Below are 17,999 nucleotides of genomic sequence, written 5' to 3' on the forward strand. Positions count from 1 at the left end.
CTACTGTCGTCATCAGTTGGTCAGGGAGGAGCAAGGATGCACATCAAGTTCGGGTGGGCCCTCGACCGAGCCCCGTGGCAGTCTCAGAACAGCGTCGATTCCACCGGCACCACCACCAGCCCCGCCGGCACAACAGTCGTCACCGGCCCGCTCGGTTTCCTCGGTGTCCTGCAGACCCGGCTCGGAACTACACGAACGACCGTCAACCGTCCCGTCCGCATCGCACAGTACCGGTCTCTCATGGCCGAGGCCGACCACCCCTGGTATCAGCGTTCTTTTGCCACCGATCCCTGGAACACCGCCCACCATCTCCTCCGCCTGCGCGATGACGCCATCGAGGCCGGCTGGCAATCGACCACAGACACCGAAAACTACGCTGAACACCCTCGGCTCGATGCCCTGGCCGCAGTGGAACGTCTGGTGCACCTCGGTCCGGACCACGACCGCAACGCGACCCTGGTCCCCGGCAGAGCCGATGACCTGCGCGAAGTCCTCACACTCATCCGCCACCACGGACCGAACTGGCCACTGGGCATCGATACGATCGAGATCCAGGACCGTCTGACCGACCTTCCGAACACATGGCAGAACATCCTCGAAGCGCTCAACATCGCAGGTGTCACCATCACCGAGGCGTCCCCACATTCCGGAGTCCCTGAGCTGACCATCGTCAGCGGACCAGATGAATGGTCGACCGCCGAGGGCGCCGCACGTTGGTTGTCCAATGCCCCTGACCGTGACAAGCTCTGCATCATCTCCGGAGGCTCAACAACCGTCCTCGATCATGAGCTGGCCCGCCGAGGCACTCCGACACTCGGCATTGCCCGCCGGTCGGCGACAAGTCCTTCCGGGCAGGTGCTGCCGGTCTTCCTCAGCGCCATCCTGCCGCCGACAGACATCCGCCGGGTCGCGGAGTTCCTCAGTCTCTCCTTCGGAGCTCCGAACTCGGAAGCATCGGCGAAGGCTCTCGTTCCCCGCTCGGTCTCAAAAGCACTCCTCAATGCGCTGACAGCCGAACCTGGCCTCTCCGGCGACCCCGACTCCGCATGGATGAAAGCACTTCGCGATCTCCACGACGACGCCGACACCGACCCAGAGGTCAAAGCGAAGGCAGCAGAGACTGCACACACCATCGACCGGCTCATTCGCCTCTCACCGCCGTCCGTCGACAACGACCTCGTCGATCTCACGACACTTCAACCTGCCCTCGACTGGCTGGCAAGCCGTCTGCGCGCACTCGCACACCACCCAGGCGAGACGGCCTCGGAAACTACGACAACCTTCATCACCGAGGCCACCACCCACCTCACCTCCTTCCGCGAAGCACTCGCCCAACTGTCCGAGAGAAAGCTGCGCGTCCGGGAACTGTTCGACATCGCCGATGCCTGTGCCCCAACCGCACCGCACAGCACCGCCGAGGCGGTCGCAGCGAAATGGACCGTGGTCTCCGAACCCTCCGAAGTCCCCGACGACTGCGAGACCATCCTTTGGTGGTCCTCATGCCGCAGCGACAGCTCTGAGACCGAACTCTGGGACCCCGAGGAAACCGCGGCACTGTCCCACGCCGGCGCCCAGATCTCGACCGCAGCAGAACGCGAACGTCTGCGCCAGGCTGCGGAGCTGCGCGGGCTCCGCCACGCCGCCACTCTGATCTGCTTCTGCCCCGACCGCGTTCGCGGCGAGGTGACGTCACTTCATGCCGCCCTCTCACGCCTGGCCGAGGACATCGCTGCGTCGGACCCCGAGCGATTCGCCTCGAAAGGCGTCGATGCTGTGCTGGGCGATGCCTCGGTCGCCCGCCCGGTTCCCACACTGCACGAGGCAGAGACCTGGAGACTGTGCGACGTCTCGACAACCCTCGACGAGGTGACCCTCGAGACCACCACCCCACCGAGCACGATCTCCCGTTCCCTCGACGGCGAATTCACTCATATCCTTCCCGACAGGCTGTCCTTCACCCAGATCGAACAGCTGCTCAGCGACCCACTGGGCTGGACACTGGAGCGCGCCCTCGGGATCAAACGCGGCTTCTCCTCCGAGGTTCCCACCGGCAACCGCATGATCGGCACGTTCGTCCACGCCATCGTCGAGAATCTCGTCACCAGGGGAGCGGCAGCGAATGGATCACTCCCGACGACACCGATGATCGCTGACACCTTCGACCGGTTCGTTCCGCGCTTCGCCTCAGAGCTGCTTCTGCCCGGCCAAAAGGCCCGGCTGGGGACCATCCGCTCCACCGTGCTCGCCTCGTTGACCTCCCTGTTCACCGCGCTGCAGAACCGCGGCATCACCCTCACCGGCGCCGAGGCTGACTTCACCCACGCATGGGAGCTCACTGTCGGGGGCTCACCCAGAACCGTGGAACTGGGCGGAATGCGCGACCTCGAAGGAACGTTCGACGACGGGCGACCGGCCATCATCGACCTCAAATGGTCGAACTCCGGTAAGCGGTATCGCACGATGATCGACGAGGGTGAAGCCGCACAGCTGAGCGTCTATTCCCGCACGGCCGAGGCTGGCGGCGACGGGAATCCGCTGACAGCCTACTTCCTGCTCAAACAGGGGCGATTCGTCTGCACCGACTCCGCTCTCGACCCGGACTTTACCGGAGGACTCGATGAGACTGACGACAGCGAGACTGACTTCGGCAGGGACCCCGCTGGTTTGTGGCCGCGCATCGAGGCCTCAGTCGAAGACGCCCTGACGAAGATCGCCACGGGCGACTTCGAATCACTCAGCGCGGACGTCTACGCCGACTTCGGCATCACGCCCGAGGAGAAGAGTACGGACCTCAACAAGGCGATCAAGGCCATCAAAGACGCTGCAAGCGCAGAGGGGCGACTCTTCATCGACAAACCGCAGAGATTCAGCGCCTTCAACATCATCTACGGGATCGCGGGAGACCACTCATGAGCGTCCACGTCATCACCGCCTCGGCCGGCTCGGGCAAGACGTACCGACTCACCGAAGTTCTCTCGCGGCGCCTGACCGACACTCCCGCCGACGGCACCCGACCACTGAAGGCCAGCGAAGTCATCGCGACCACCTTCACCGTCCGCGCCGCAGCCGACCTCGTCGAGAAGACACAGAAGCGACTCCTCGACGATGGCAACACCGTCGCGGCCGAGGAGATCGGTACAGCACTCATCGGAACCATCAACTCGGTCTCCGGCAGACTCGTCACCGACTACGCGATCGATGCCGGGTATTCGCCCGAATTGCGCGTGCTCGACGAGTCCGAGCAGGCGATGGTCTTCACCGCAGCCGTCGACGACGTCATCGCCGACGCCGAGGCGGCCCACCGGGACCTGCTGCTGCGCACCGGTCACAACGGTAACCCTGAGGACACGAATCCTTTCGGCCATGGGCCGGTCGTCTGGTCCGGCCTCGTCAAGTCCGTCGCCGAGGCTGCACGGGCGAACCACCTCGGCGAGGTGAAGCTGCGCGAATCCGCGGACGCCTCGGTGGAACTTTTCCTTTCCTCCATGCCCGAGAGGCGTCCCGACAGGCGCGAGGCGTGGCGGGGCCGCTTGGCCAGCGATATTGACCAACTCCGTGCGGCACTGCGGCACTTCAACGGTGACGAACTGGACACGACAGCCGCGCCTCCGATCACGATAGACAAACGAAGCGCCGGCAACGTCGAAGGCAGCATCATCACCCTCGACCATTTCCTCCGCGACCTCGATGCCCGCGGCGACCTCGATGCCCGCGCCGAGGAGGACGATCCCAACGCCGGGATCGCTTGGTCAACGTGGGCCAAGGTCGCCGAGATGAAATATCCGCAGGCTCCGGGAGGAAAGACTCTTGGCAAGGTGCCCAAGCAGGTCCTCGAAACTTCGAGTGCGTCGCTCGTGGCCGGTGAGCTGTTGGCCAACGATGCTTTCCACGATGATGTCGAGGCACTCATTCGCCTGATCATCGACACAGCGATCGCCTCCCTCGACGCCTACGAGGAGCACAAGAACCGGCTGGGTGTCATGGACTTCGTGGACCAGGAAGTGAGGGCACTCGACCTGCTGCGGACGAATGACCGTGTCCGTCGTTCCGTCGCCTCGAAATTCCGCCTGCTGGCAGTCGATGAGTTCCAGGACTCCTCGCCGATCCAGCTGGCGATCTTCGTGGAACTGGCCGAACTCGTCGACGAGGTCGTGTGGGTCGGCGACCGCAAGCAGGCAATCTACGGGTTCCGCGGTGCGGACCCGGAGCTGATGAACGACGTCTTCTCCGCCCTCATCGACGGCCAGACAGAGTTAGGGACCGCGACGACGGAGAACCTCGGCGCGTCCTGGCGATCGACCGATCCGCCGTTGGACCTGTCGAATGCGATCTTCAGTTCAGTCTTTGCAGACCAACCGGAGGACGAAGTCGTCCTTAGCATTCCACCGGCACGTCAGGCACAGCGTGCGGCCGGCGGACGTGAGCTTTGGGTGCCGAATACGGACAAGGGCGGCACCCGAAGTTCGGACAGCAGGATGGTGCGCACGATCGCCGAAGGCGTCGTCGACTTCCTCTCCCGCTCACCACAGCTGTCGGACCGGGACGCCGGCGTAGGCGACATCGCAGTCCTCGTGCGCACGAACACTCAGGTCGCGAAGACCGTCGCCGAACTTCACGAGCGCGGGATCCCCTCCATCGGCTCGACCACGGATCTGCTCGCGACGAGGGAGGGGCAGATCGTTGCCGCAGGGCTGGCCGCAGTTGTCGACCCTAAGGACACTGTGGCGCTGGCCGAACTCGTCACCCTCTTAAGCGATCACGAACATCACGAGTCATGGTTCGACGACGCCGTGCGCATCGCTGACGAGGACGAGCGTCGGAAGCGCCCGTCGACATGGTGGTCTGACCCTGCGCTCGCCGCTTTGAGCAAGCTGACAACACAGGGCTCTCAGCACGTAGCAGTCGAACTTCTGCTTGCCGTCATCGACGCCCTCGATTTGCCGCAGCGGATCAAAACGTGGTCGGCTCCGGAGACGAGACTGTCCACACTTGATGCGTTCTGTCAGATCGCCGCAGAGTATGAGGACGCGTCTCACCAGACCCGGATGCCGGTGACACCGGCCGGGCTGCTGAACCACCTCACCGAGGCGGCAGGAGCATTCGAACAGACGACGGCTCATGATGCCGTGCTGGTGACGACGATGCACCAGTCGAAAGGTCTACAGTGGCCTGTCGTCATCGTCGGAGTCTCTGCCCACAAGGACTACGGCCACCGTGAGGTCACGGTGGAGAAAGCTCCGGTCTTCGACGCACGACATCCGCTTGCGAATCGTTCTCTCCGACTGCTGCCAAAGGTCCTCAAAGACTTCGGACCAGTGAAAGAACGCCTGGGACAGACTGACAGCGTGCGTCGCAGTACCGAGTCAGAACGCAATGAGGCGGCCCGCTTGCTCTACGTCGCTCTCACCCGAGCCGAATGCCACAGCGTTATGGCGTTCGGCGATCCCACCGGAACGAACAACGTGCTCAACGCGGCAGTCGACGAGGAGCTGCTCACCTGGGACCTGCCGGAAATCAGTGACGACTCTGTACCAAGTGCCGACGAGACGGGGGAGCTGCGGATCGCGAACCGCCGGGCCTTGGGAAATGAGAATGTGTCGATGCAGTTCGATCTGCCGATCCGGATCTGCGCATACTCTCTGTCTTCCGAGCCCTCGCAGGATGTGCAGGCACCGCAACTGTCCTTCTTTGCTCATACGGATATTGCAATGCGCCGACCATTCAAGGGGGCAGCCGGGATCCCCTCGCGTTTCACTGCCAGCAGCGTCGAATCAGAAGGCATCGATGCCGACGTGAGCGTCTTCGCGCGTCTGGGGGAGCCCCTCGTCGGCAAGGGCGGCAAAGACTGGGACCGCATCGGCGATGCCGTGCATGCTTACCTTGGGCTGCCGCTCTCGTCGTTGACTGAGGAAACAGCGAAAGACGCTGCCGAGCGTATTCTCCACCGATGGAATGCTGGCACGGTGCTCTCGGCAAAGTCGCTGGTCGAGATCGGCCGTCGCTGGACCGAATGGATCGACACGACATTCCCCGGCGCCGAGGTGCTCACCGAGCAGCCAATCGTCTGGCGCAACGAGGCTGGACAGGTGATGGAGGGGTGGATCGACACCCTGCTCAATCTTCCGAACGGCGATTGTGTCCTTGTTGACCATAAGACCTATCCCGGCACGAATCCGATCGGTCACATCCGAGAGAACTATTTGGGGCAGTTGGCAACGTATGTGCAGGCGCTGGAAGGGACCACCGGACGTTGCCGGTCTCAAGTGCTCATTCACTTGCCCTTGCTAGGGGAAATAGTGGAGGTGGGGAACCGTGCAGAGACGATCTGAGATGCTGGCGTACCCCGGGGGTAGTGATGTCTGTCACGAGCCCGGAGCTTTTTGAGACAGAACTCTTCATCAACGGCATAGAGAGAAGGAACGAAATGCAACAATCCATATTGGATGCGGTAAGGGCGATACCGGAAGACGAAGGAATCAAGCTTGTCGAGCCGTACTACGACCCACAACAGCCATACACTGGCGCGTACTTCGAACTGATCGGATCCGACGACAAACAGCCAGATCGATTCACCGCGGCTGATCTGTATGCGATCTCTATGCTGGCAGTACCAGTCCCGGCAAAGGCCGGAATAGGAATTCTTCTTGAGCAAGCTGAGCAGTTCGACAGTCTGCTCAGCCGAGTCCCCGACGTACATATTAAAGACCTCAATGCCGAAGATTTCGAACGACATTTGGGCCCAGATTCTGTTGCTCTTGAACTCTGGGATCGGCTTCGGAGAAATGGGGCCACCGAAGAACGGTGGAAGGTCGGCCCGACTACGGCGAGCAAGATTATGGCTCGCAAACGTCCTCATCTCATCCCCATCGAGGACTCTGTTGTCGATCATGTGACCCAGCGCGGGAAACGCGACTCGTGGGAAATGTGGTGGCAGGCATTTCGCGATGGCGATGGATATCTTGAAGCTCGAGCTGATCAGATTCGCGCAGCAGTCAATCGGCCTGATCTGTCGACCTTACGAGTTTTCGATGTCATGCTTTGGAGCTGGGGGAAAGAACAAGGTTACTAAGTAGGAAATACTCAATAGCGAGTTCGGCATGCAGCCACCCGCTGTGTGGTTTGCACTACTAAACCGCACACACCACAGACGCATGGGACCGCTGCTTTCTGCGTTCGGCTGGTCCTAGGTTGGGCGCTCTCTGGCCGGCATCGGCGCTTAGCTCGACTTCGACGCCACCGCGATCCGCACTATGCTCCGGCTACGCGGCGGAGAGACCCGCGACTTGCACGGATGTCCCAAGTAGACCAACCGCAGATTTCAAAGGAATTGACCGTGGACATATAGTCCTACCAGTAGATCGCAATCACCTCAGTATCGATTATCCGTCCAGGGCTTTCCGGTTCTTCAGCCGCGGAGGGTGAAGGAGCCCTTGCAGGTGCAACGAGGGACTGGCCCTGTGGTAACAGCTCAAGGTCTGCCTTTGATCGAGCGTCCTGTCGGGCCTTGAGGTCGACATCAGGCGACGGCGCCTCTGTCCCCAGCTGAGTTATGATCTGCTCTCGGACAAGATCAAAGGCCTCTCTCTGAGCAATCGCGTCTGTTGCTCCTGCAGACAGTTGCGTGGCGAGCGCCGTAAACTCCTGTTGATGCTCACTGCTCCAAACTGCATCGTTCGGAGCTATCGCGAGCCTGTAATGTGTTAAGGCCTTCGCGAGAGCGAGGTTCTGAACCTGTGCCGTCACTGGCTTGTCGCTCTCAGCAGTCGGGCTTCGTATCGCGTTAATTTGATCGACAAAGTCTGGCGCAACCTCGCTAAATAGGTCAGCGAGCTTGACCGGTGTCCACTTGTCGTGCAATCCATCCGTCGCGACGCGAGACAAGATTGTGAAGCGCGCATCGGAGAACAGGACTCGCCTGATGTCCTTCCAAAACCCAAGATGCTCCGTTACTCCAGTCACGAATAGCGGTTGAGTTTCAAGTTCAAGCGTTGCCACCGCATTCTTGTGCAGTACATATTCAGTGCCATCGATGATGGCTACGACGTAGTTTACCGCCGTAGCTCTGATAGGGATAAGGCCCGTGAGAAATCGATCGAGAACCTTCATGATCGGCTCTGACTCACGAAGAAATCCGAGCGTACCAGTGGAAGAGAACATGGCCGGATATTCGTCTGCCATCGCCGACCACTCATTCATCATCGCACCAAGTTTGAAAACAGGATCGACCGCCAGTACCACTTCAACCTCTACCAGATCTCCACGCACAAAAGACGAAGCCGCTGCAGCCACATTCTCCGCGGTGTCCTTAATGTCGCTGGCTTCCTCGAATGCATCCACATGATCGGGCGGCGATAGCTTGAAATTGAGTGGCTGTTCTCGCAACTGTTTGAAGAGTGTCTGGATTACGGCCTTGCGGGAACTTTGCGTGCTGTCACTGTTGCTGGTCTGGTAACGCGCGTTCGTCTTGGCTTCCGCCTTGCCAATAAGGTCATTTCCTGCCGAAGCGCTTGCGCTGCCAATTAGTTCCGCTTCATCTGCTCGAGATATTGTCTGAGTTATCGCTTCTGGGATTGTGTCAGTTTGTGATACAAGAAGACTATGAAGACTCACTGCATCCAGGTATACAAATTCTCGTAGTGGGAGATTCTTCCTTATCTGCGCGACGTCATTTTTCAGCCTGCGAGTTAGTTGCCAGCCTCGGAAAGATTTCACCGGATGCCGTGCCCAGTTCTTAAGTGACATTCGCGCCTTCCGTTCTTACTCGCACGGGCCGAGATCGCACGCGCTCGAAAGCAAGTGCAAGGTCCTCGTCCGCGATTTTTGAACGCTTATCGCCCGCCGCAAGGAGCGCCGCCTCAGTCCAGATTGCAGTCAACATTGCGCCCGACCAACCGTCAGTCGCTCGGGCGAGGTCGTCGATCGGAAGTCGATCGTCGACCTGGAGCTCATCGGCATTCATCTTTAGGATTTTGAGGCGATCGTTCTCTGTAGGGAGTCCAAACGCTATTTCCCAGTCGAAACGTCCTGGACGCAGTAGAGCCTCGTCAATATCATCGACGCGGTTTGTGGCGGCGATGACGATCACATTACTGTCGGGTTTGAAGCCATCCAGCAAGGTCAGAAGCTGCGCAACCACTCGCTTGGACTCGCCGTTGGAATCGGAACTCCGGCGAGCAGCGATGCTGTCGATCTCGTCGAAGAATATGATTGCGCGCTTTTTCTTAGCGGCATCCTCAAATAGTCGCCTGAGTGTCTCTTCGCTGTCGCCGACCCATTTGCTTACTATAGATGGCCCACTGACTTGATAGAACACCGCTTCTGAAACGTCAGCAATGATGCGCGCAAGGTGTGTCTTCCCCGTGCCGGGTGGGCCCGTGAACAGAACTCCTTTCACGGGCTTTGCGCCGATCTCCTTCAATTCGCCAGCTCGACCAAGTTGCGTTTCTATCAACTCTCTCGCCCGCGCCTTGACTTCGTCGTACCCACCGAGTGCATCAAACGTCAGTGGAGTATTTCCAGGCTTAACGATGTACTCGGCGAGATCTTCGTCGACTCCGGTGTCTCGATATCGGATGGGAGTGCTTGAGACCACGTCTACTATACCATCTACTTCTGTGTATTGAATAGTATTCCCTGGCTCGACGTCGACGGTCTGCGGACCGCTTAGGATACGCATCCCACCGCCACTCGTCTCGACAACTATCTTGCTCCTGTCGTCGAGGATCTTTCTGACTACCCCGACGCTACTGTCATCGGGCCAGGCAGCGTCTGGTGCCGGGGACCACTGATGATCGTTGTTTATGAAGATAATGTCGCCACGTTCCAGATCGACCGGTTGCGGGACGGAGAATCGGCTGTTGCCGCCATTTTGAAGACGACCATAGAAGACGTGACCGTCTTCAATTACGTCGATCACCTTGATGAAAAACCCGTCCGTCCTGGATTCTATCTCTCCGCCAGTCTCATCCTCGTCCACTAGATTCTCCACGTTCCGGGCACTGAAACTGCGTAGTCCGGCACGCCGATTGCTTCGAAGTGCCGCTTCGCAGCTTTGATCTTGGCGTTCTCCGTCGGGCGGCGCTTGATCTCTTCTTCCGTGCTCTTCGTCTCACGGATCATGTAGACGCGCTCCTCGCCGTCCTCGTGCTTCACGATCGCCCAGTCCGGGTTGTACGGCCCGACGGGGGTGTCGATCTTGAACTTGTCGGGCAGCTTCATGAAGAATGTGATGTCCTCGCGGCCGTCGAGCAGTTCCGCGAACTGGCGCTCGGGGTCGGAGTCGTAAACGACGTAGTCGAAGTTCGACTTATCCGCGTTCTCCAGCTTGTACATCTGGTCGAGGAAGCGTTCCTTCTCCTCCTCGCCGTCCTTGCGCAGCTCACGGAGCTCGTAGACGGAGCCTGCGATCTTCTCGTACTGCACACCATCGACGACGAGCTTCGCGAGTTCAGTCTGCATGATTCGCTTCGCCATTGCGATGAAGTCGTTCGGATTTGAGATGAAATCGTCCAGTCTGCCACTGCCGACGAGGACGTCGACGATGGTCTTGCGGGTAAGGGAAGTGGCCTCCTGTAACTCCCCGATGATGTCGGGTAGATCGTAGCTGCCTCGAAGTTCCTGCCTACGGGATCCGAGCTCCTGACCCTTCGCACCGCCACGAAGCACCTTCACACCCGCACGAGTGATCTGAATGCGCAACGGGTCGATGTCCGGTGCTTCCTTGATCGCCTTTACTGAGTTCTCAATGATCTTTTCGCGGTCGACTTCGACACGATAGGTCGTGCGACGGCTAATAGTCTCCCAGAACTTCTCGAACTCTGGGTTCGCGAACAATTGCTTGTTGAGTTTACGGGGGTGGCGCTTGCTTATGGGTTTGACGTACTTGCCGATGTTGGCGCGACTTACCAACTCGATTACAAATGGCTCCGTCCATATGAAATCGGCGGACATATTGAGGCTGAAGTCGACCGCGTTCGGTTGGAACTTCGGTTGCACAACGCCGTCCTTGTTGATGAACCTCTGAGCGAGCAGGTGCTCCCAGATCGACACGGATCCCTCATAACCGAGGTTCTCATCGGTGAGTGCCCCGTCGGGGTTCTGCAGCGGGATCTTTGAGAACTCCGCCTTGCGCACGCGGCCGATCTCGACGCCCGCGTCCTTGTACTCCTTCTGGAGCGCGTCGGCGAACTGATTGTACGACTCGTTCGCCACCACGGTCAGCGTCGCGATGCCACGATCGGCTACACGCTCGTAACCGCCTTCGCTCTTCGCGACCGGCAGGCGCAGACCACGTCCGAGCGTCTGGCGGCGCTCCGTCTCGGCGCCCATTTCGCGCAGGGTACAGATCTGGAAGACGTTCGGGTTGTCCCAGCCCTCGCGCAGGGCAGAGTGGCTGAAGACGAACCGTGTCGGCTCGTTGTCGTCGAGTAGACGCTCCTTGTCCTGCATGATCAGCTCATAGGCATCGTCCTCGGCCTTGGTCGTGCCTGACTTCGAGACCTCCTGGAAGCCGTCAGGTGCTCCTTTCTTGCCCTTGAGGACAGAGAAGTAGCCACGACGCAGCTCAGCCGGATCCTGCGGCAGCAGCTCCTGCCACTGCGGCGACTTGGCGCGTTCCTCTACGAACAGCTCGTCGAACCACCGCACGAACTGGCCGTTCGCATCGTTGTTGTTCGAGCCGTCGCCGAGGAAGCTCTCCACCTTGTCGATGAAGAACAGGCTGAGCACCTTAATGCCCTTGGCACGAAGCTGCGTCTCTTTGCGCAAGTGCTCCTTGATCGTCTCGCGGATCATCTCCTTGTAGATCGCGCCCGACGAGCCGCCGATGCTCTCGCCTTGGTACAGGTAACCGTTGTGCAGGGTGAGATCAACGATTGAAGGCTCAATGCTCATCTCGTTGAGGCGCCAGCCGTCGTAGCTCGCGTTGTCCGTCAGGCGAGGATCAGACAGCTCCTGGTTCTGCTTGACGTTCACCACCCGGCGCTCAAGTGCACCGTCAGCCTTCCGGCACGACAGCTCCAGCCGGGCAACCCAGCCCTTGTCGTTCTTGACCTCGACCAGCTTGATGTACGGCGTCGCATCGGCACCCTGCTGTTGCACGTCGGCCACCACGATCTGCTTCACCAGACCGAGGTCGTGAGCGTCGACCGGATCGAGCCGGTAGACGACGTTGCGGAGCTTCTTGTGCGTTGCGCTGTAGCGCAGGGTGAAGACAGGGTCGAGCTCCCCCACAGCCGACTGTGAAAGCTGCGACTCCATGTTCTGCGGCTCGTCCATGACGACGACTGGATGCGTCGCCTTCAGATAATCGATTGGCTTGAGCCCATTCAGCTTGTCGCGCGTCTGGTGGATGATACGCGTCGCCGCATTGCCACGGATCGAATCGATTGTCATGACCATGATCTGCACGTTGGTCGAGGTCGCGAACGCCTGTACCTCCTCAGCCGTCTTACCGCTGTAGACCGACGAGTCGAACGTGATGTTGCGCTTCTTGTACAGGTTCTCAAAGTGCGAACGCATGAGCCGGATGCTCGTGTTCACACCCTCACGGATGGCCACACTCGGCACGAGGATGACGAACTTCGTGAAGTTGTACCGCTCAGCCAGCTCGAAGATGGTGCGAAGGTACACGTACGTCTTACCCGTACCCGTCTCCATCTCAATATCGAAGTCCAGGCCGGAGTCATCGAACAGCTTCGACGCAACCTCGAGACCATTCCGATCCTGCACGCGCTGCAGGTTGGCAAGCACCGTGTCGTTGTCGAGAACGAGTCGGTTGCCAACAGCACCGACCTCCTGAGAGAGATCGAGATCAAACGCGGCGTTGTCAGACGCGTCTACTGCGGCTACCTGCCCACGAAGCGTCGTCTCCAGCTTCTCGGCGTCTTTCGGCTGACCATCGAGCAGGTCAACGACAGAGTTGATCGCATCGAGCTGGTAGGGCTGACTGGCGTCAAACTTGAATCTGCTACCCACTGTGTTGTCTCCCATGATCAGGCCGTCCATACCTCGATGCCCTTGCTCTTGCAGAGCTGAGCCAGATTGGTCTTCAACTGATCGTCTCCCTGGAAGGCATCCTCGAGCACGATCAGGCGAGCAGGATCTTCGTCCACCACGGCACGCAGTTGCTCGAGCGTCGGCTTGACGTGCTCGTCCAGGTACGCATGCACGACGCCCTCGCCCACCGTGCGCAGGTTGAGGCCGGCCACAACGACCGGGGCAATCTTCTCAGTCAGCGAATAGCCCTGCTTCAGGAGGATCTCCGTTAGGAGGTCGTCCGCCAAAGCGTCGTCCGAGCTACTTGACACGCGCAGATCGAAGAGGTGCTGCTCGAGTTCCGTCCGATCAACGTCGCTTGAGACTTTCCACTTGGAGAAGCTCGTATCCGCTAGCAAAAAAGCTCGGAAGCCGGTGTCAATAGTTTGGCTCGCAAGCTCCGAATCCAGTTTGTAGCAAGCAAGCGACAGCCTGGCCCGTGCAACCGCTGAGAGCGTTTCGAGGCCCGACCTCCGCGCCTCAGAAGCCTCCGTGGTCGGCTCGGGTAGTTGCACTTGGATCCAACGCCGGTTGCCCGAGTCATCTGCATTCGCAGCCAAAACAGCATGTCCGGTGGACCCAGAGCCCGCGAAGAAGTCCAGCACGATATCGTCCGCGTCCGGGCGGGTCGCGAGTGCGATGATCTTCTTGATGAGGTCAACGGGCTTCGGGTGGTCGAACATCGACTTACCGAACAGTTGACGCACTTCACGCGTGCCAGCCTCGGTGCGCACTTCAGTCTCATCCCAGATCGTCTTCGCTTTCTGGGTCGACCTCCTGTTCTTCTCGTAGACGTTCCATCCTCCCGTGCGTACGGCCTTCGCTACTATTTGCGACGCGTCGGGGTCGCCCTGCACGATGTTCTGTCCGGCCTTCGTTGTGCCCCATCGCCAACAACTATCGTTCCCTTGGCTGTTGTGTGGGTACACTTCCAGTGTATGCCGGTCGTCCAACTCAAGACTGACCGAGGCGTATCCATTCGAGTCCACGTTGTTTGGATCAACGTAGAACGGGTAGAAGAGGTTGGGGCGGTTCGCTCGGTTGAAGCGTGGGTTGCGGTTCCTGAGCTCTCGGCACTCGTAACGGCCGAGCCCATCCTGGAACCGTAACGAATTGTCGATCTTCGGCAGTTCGTAAATGCCCGCGTCCGAGTAACGACGCGCGTAGATCAGCACGTACTCATGAGTCTGCGCCAGGGGAAGGTAATCCCGTCCGCCCTTGTTGGCTTGAGTCACCACCTGGGCCACGAAGTTTGCCTCGCCGAACACTTCATCGCACAGCTGGCGAAGTCGCGGTGCCTCGTTGTCATCGATGCTGATGGCTATGACGCCCTCTGGTGTTAGGAGGTTCCGCGCCAGCTTCAAGCGCGGATACATCATGTTGAGCCAGTTCGAGTGGTAACGCCCCTCGGTATCCGCGTTGGTCGAGAGATTCTTGCCCTCCTCGTTCAACTGGCGCGTCCACTCAAGGTAGGTATCGAGACCTTCTTTGTAGTTGTCCGGATAGACGAAGTCATTGCCAGTGTTATACGGAGGATCGATGTAGATCATCTTGATCTTGGCGTGGTAGTGCTTTTGCAGGATCTTCAGCACCTCGAGGTTGTCGCCCTCGATGAACACGTTCTTGGTGGTATCCCAGTCCTTCGAGTTATCGACGTCTGGTCGCAGCGTTGCCGTCGTCGGCTCCTGAGCCGCACGCAGGGCGCGCTTCTTGCCAGGCCAGAACAGCCCGAAGCGTTCACTGCTGTCGGTTGCGTCGCCGTCCAGCAGCTCCTTGAACTTCTCCACGTCCACCTTGCCGTCGGCGATGACCTCGGGCATGAGCTCGGCCAGCTGGGCGGCCAGTTCGGTCTGGAAATTCGGGGTGGCAGATGGTGTCTCGTGGACTTCTTCGCTCATCGGGTCTTTCGCTTTCTTCGGCTTAGCAATTTCGATGTCTATTGTGAATTTTCTTCGTTACGATCTGGTGCGGGTCAGGGGACGATTCGCCAACGAATTGCGAAGAGGTGTTCTCTGCATTGGGTGCCTTGCAGAGATTGTTCGATCATGTCGAGTTTCTCGTCGATCTCGTCCTGCAACTTGCGGCGTGCATCACGGAAATCATCGTCGGCTTGGTCTGCTCGTCGTTCCCATTTGCGGGCCTCGCGCTTAAGGCGGAGCTGTTCCATCGGGTCGTCCGCTTGTCTGGCTGACTTACGCGCCTCCTTCTCCTTGGTGCGGTACTCACGGATCTTGCCTTCGTGCTCGGCCTTTCGATCTTGCTGGTTGCGATACAGCAGCTCTTCCTGCTCATCGTAGTAGCGGGAGTTACGACCTTGGACTTCTTTCTCTAGCTCGGTGAGCCGGGAATTCAATTGCGGCTCCAGCTTCGTGACATCCACTGCGACCGGTTGTGTTCCCACCTCGGGGCAGGTGAGGGCGAGTACGTCGGCGACGTACTCCTCATCGAGGTACTGACCACAGTCGGTCATACCTCCCGCGAGCATGTACGACTCGGAGATGTCCTCATCGCGAGCCTGCATCGTGAATGTCACCAGATTGACGGTGAGTTCGCCGCTCTGACCCGCGAGCGCTTTCACCGCGTTGCTGGCACGTTTCGATTGGCTGAGGCAGAAGGTCAACTCTCGCTGTGGCGTATCGTGGTTCCCAGCGGTAGTTGTGACGTGCTGCGCGAGTGAGCTGGCATATCTGTACTGGTGTGCGCTCGGGAGAGGCTTGGACTTGAAGAAGTAGCGACCAGTCGGTGCGCCCGTCGTTGGCGCTTCATGCAGGACGAACGTACGTCCGTCTTCCTCGAACGTCGCGACGTTCCGTAGCTCGTGCCGCGTGACCGCCAGGAGCAGGCGCTCGAACTTGTTGAGCACCTCACCGGACTGCTGGTCGTACGCCTTCAGGCGATCCTGAACATGCGGGTCGAGGTTGTCGAAGACTTTCGCCTTTGCGCTGGACATCTCTTTCGAGATTTCGCCAGCGTATCGCTCTTCGAGGTCTTTGAACGCAACGTCGATCTCCCCAGCGGTCTTGCATCGGGTGAGGATGTCGCTGATCCGTTTCTCGAAGTCGAGACCGTCCTCGACGGCTCCGAGTACTTCGTCGCTCGCACCGAACACGCTTGAGAACAGTTGGAACTTGTTGGTCAGCAGTTCCAGGATGCGCTGCTCGGCGACGTTGCCTTTGTTCGAGAAGTTTACGACAACGACGTTGTGTTTCTGCCCAAACCGGTGCACGCGCCCGATGCGCTGCTCGACGCGCTGCGGGTTCCACGGTAGGTCGTAGTTGACCAGCATCGAGCAGAACTGCAGATTGATACCCTCGGCTGCGGCTTCAGTGGCGATCATAATCTTGCCGTGGTCACGGAAGTAGTCCACGAGTGCCTTGCGTCGATCAATAGCGTGGATGCCGGTGATCAGGTCGCCGTCCTGGTTCGCCTGTAGCCACTCCTTGTAGATCGCGGACTGCTGGGGCGAATCGTTCGAGCCGTTGAACAGCACAAGCCCCTCGCCACGGCCTGCTTCTGTGAGCGTCCGGGCGATGTACTCCTGCGTCTTGGTTGAATCGGTGAAGATGATGGCCTTCTCGGCGGCACCGAGCTCGCGGAGCCGCTCGAAGCCCCTATCGAGCGCTTCGCCCAGCCTGACTGCCTTCTGGTTGACCGTGATCGACCGTGCCAGCTCGGCGTACTCGCGGAGTTCGTCGACCTCGGCACGCATGCGTTTGAGCGTGTCGTCATCGAGGTGTGCCGTTTTTGGTTGAGTCGTCGTCTCCTCGGCGTCCTCGACGATCTCTTCCTCGAGCTCGTCGACCGCCTCGAAGTCCGCGATGAACAGCCCACCGCGGTTGTCGCGACGCTTGCCGGCAGCAACTTCGTCGGCAAGACGGGTGGCAATGTTTTCGAGCGTGCTTGCGACCGCGTACGTGGACGAGCCTAGACGCTTGCGAATAATTAGGGCAGAGAGATGGCGCTGCGATCCCGCGAAAGCGAACAATTCATCGCGCTGCAGGTAGTCGTTGACGAGATTGTACAGACGCACCTCGTCCGGCGACGGAGTGAACTCCATAGTCAGCGGCATGCGCTGTGTGAAGCGGATATATTTGCTCGCGTCCTTCCGGAGCGTGCGCTTCGATATCGACGCCACGCGCTCGACCAGGTCGTCGTCTCCGGTCAGATCGCGGTTCTTGATGTAACGCTCGCGGAATGCATCGAGCGAGTAGAAGTATTCCGGGTCGAAGATCGACACGAGCCCGTATAGCTCTTCGAGCTTGTTCTGGAGCGGTGTCGCTGTCAGGAGTATTGTCTTGTGTGCGCCGTGAGCTACGTGCGAGACAGCTTCCGCCATCTTTGCTTTGCCGTTCCAGAAGCTGCGCAGCCGGTGGGCTTCGTCTGCCACTATGAGGTCCCAGGCCTTCAGCAGTGAAGTCTCGTGACGAAAGACGAACTCGTACGAGCAGATCAGCACCTCGTGCGACCGCGTGTCGGCTTTGGCGAGTAGCGTGTCCTTTGACTTCGCGTCAAGGATCGAGGACGGGATCAGGAACTTCTCATGCAACTCCTGCTGCCACTGCTGCCGCAGACTCGAAGGGGCGACGATGAGAACCCGCCGCTTGCGCTCGGCCCAGTACTGCGAGATGACAATGCCCGCCTCGATCGTCTTGCCGAGGCCCACCTCGTCCGCCAGGATTACGCCCGGCAGGAACGGCGTCTGGAGCGCGAACAGCGCTGCGTCGATCTGATGCGGCTTTGGTTCGACCTGTGCATCGAACAGCAGGCCCGCCAGCTTACCCACATGATCGTTTGTGTAGCTGCGCTGCAGCTCATGTGCGAAGTACTTCGACTGGTAGTCGGTTAGGGGTGAGTATGTCTGTACGTCGTCGTGAAGTTCGTACTGGTCACCGCCGCCAGAAGGGGCTTCTTTCGAAAGCGCATGCGTGATCTCGTAGTGCATCAGACTGAACCCCTCTGCGCCT

8 protein-coding genes are annotated in these 17,999 nt (G+C 59.6%); 3 read left to right on the forward strand and 5 right to left on the reverse strand.

Features of this window, described 5'->3' with window-relative positions:
* Nucleotides 1-36: 36 nt before the first annotated feature.
* The 3 genes from BLT92_RS16985 to BLT92_RS16995 are packed head-to-tail and all read left to right on the forward strand — an operon-like array spanning nucleotide 37 to nucleotide 7,069.
* Complete coding sequence (locus tag BLT92_RS16985; protein WP_092107489.1) at nucleotides 37-2,913, forward strand: PD-(D/E)XK nuclease family protein; 2,877 nt, start codon at nucleotides 37-39, stop codon at nucleotides 2,911-2,913.
* Nucleotides 2,910-6,329, forward strand: coding sequence for a UvrD-helicase domain-containing protein (locus BLT92_RS16990; RefSeq protein ID WP_092107491.1), 3,420 nt, complete (start codon nucleotides 2,910-2,912; stop codon nucleotides 6,327-6,329). Before BLT92_RS16985 ends, BLT92_RS16990 begins: the two co-directional genes overlap by 4 nt.
* A gap of 26 nt (nucleotides 6,330-6,355) precedes the next feature.
* Nucleotides 6,356-7,069: a DUF6308 family protein gene (locus tag BLT92_RS16995; protein ID WP_092107493.1), complete on the forward strand. Its 714-nt coding sequence runs from the start codon at nucleotides 6,356-6,358 to the stop codon at nucleotides 7,067-7,069.
* A 278-nt stretch (nucleotides 7,070-7,347) separates the two neighbouring features.
* Here the strand turns inward: BLT92_RS16995 and BLT92_RS17000 are convergent, their stop codons facing one another.
* The 5 genes from BLT92_RS17000 to BLT92_RS17020 all read right to left on the reverse strand — a co-directional run bounded on the left by BLT92_RS17000 (nucleotide 7,348) and on the right by BLT92_RS17020 (nucleotide 17,977).
* Entirely contained in the window at nucleotides 7,348-8,742 is a 1,395-nt protein-coding gene (locus BLT92_RS17000; RefSeq protein WP_157691484.1) for a DUF6414 family protein, read from the reverse strand.
* On the reverse strand, nucleotides 8,732-9,976 hold the full coding sequence (locus BLT92_RS17005) for an ATP-binding protein (protein WP_092107497.1): 1,245 nt from the start codon (nucleotides 9,974-9,976) through the stop codon (nucleotides 8,732-8,734). Before BLT92_RS17005 ends, BLT92_RS17000 begins: the two co-directional genes overlap by 11 nt.
* Entirely contained in the window at nucleotides 9,976-12,990 is a 3,015-nt protein-coding gene (locus BLT92_RS17010) for a restriction endonuclease (protein WP_092109554.1), read from the reverse strand. Before BLT92_RS17010 ends, BLT92_RS17005 begins: the two co-directional genes overlap by 1 nt.
* A 2-nt stretch (nucleotides 12,991-12,992) precedes the next feature.
* Nucleotides 12,993-14,933 (reverse strand): site-specific DNA-methyltransferase, encoded by a 1,941-nt coding sequence (locus BLT92_RS17015; protein WP_092107499.1) that lies wholly within the window; start codon nucleotides 14,931-14,933, stop codon nucleotides 12,993-12,995.
* Nucleotides 14,934-15,007: 74 nt separating this feature from the next.
* Nucleotides 15,008-17,977 (reverse strand): SNF2-related protein, encoded by a 2,970-nt coding sequence (locus BLT92_RS17020; RefSeq protein ID WP_092107501.1) that lies wholly within the window; start codon nucleotides 17,975-17,977, stop codon nucleotides 15,008-15,010.
* Between the last annotated feature and the right edge of the window lie 22 nt (nucleotides 17,978-17,999).

It is taken from the genome of Brevibacterium picturae, assembly GCF_900105045.1.
Lineage (GTDB): Bacteria > Actinomycetota > Actinomycetes > Actinomycetales > Brevibacteriaceae > Brevibacterium > Brevibacterium picturae.

Bases quoted from the DNA above. Each gene is read 5' to 3' on its own strand.
- BLT92_RS17015 (WP_092107499.1), bottom strand. From the start codon at position 14,933: ATGAGCGAAGAAGTCCACGAGACACCATCTGCCACCCCGAATTTCCAG.
- BLT92_RS17000 (WP_157691484.1), bottom strand. From the start codon at position 8,742: ATGTCACTTAAGAACTGGGCACGGCATCCGGTGAAATCTTTCCGAGGC.
- BLT92_RS17010 (WP_092109554.1), bottom strand. From the start codon at position 12,990: ATGGGAGACAACACAGTGGGTAGCAGATTCAAGTTTGACGCCAGTCAG.
- BLT92_RS16990 (WP_092107491.1), top strand. From the start codon at position 2,910: ATGAGCGTCCACGTCATCACCGCCTCGGCCGGCTCGGGCAAGACGTAC.
- BLT92_RS16995 (WP_092107493.1), top strand. From the start codon at position 6,356: ATGTCTGTCACGAGCCCGGAGCTTTTTGAGACAGAACTCTTCATCAAC.
- BLT92_RS16985 (WP_092107489.1), top strand. From the start codon at position 37: ATGCACATCAAGTTCGGGTGGGCCCTCGACCGAGCCCCGTGGCAGTCT.
- BLT92_RS17020 (WP_092107501.1), bottom strand. From the start codon at position 17,977: ATGCACTACGAGATCACGCATGCGCTTTCGAAAGAAGCCCCTTCTGGC.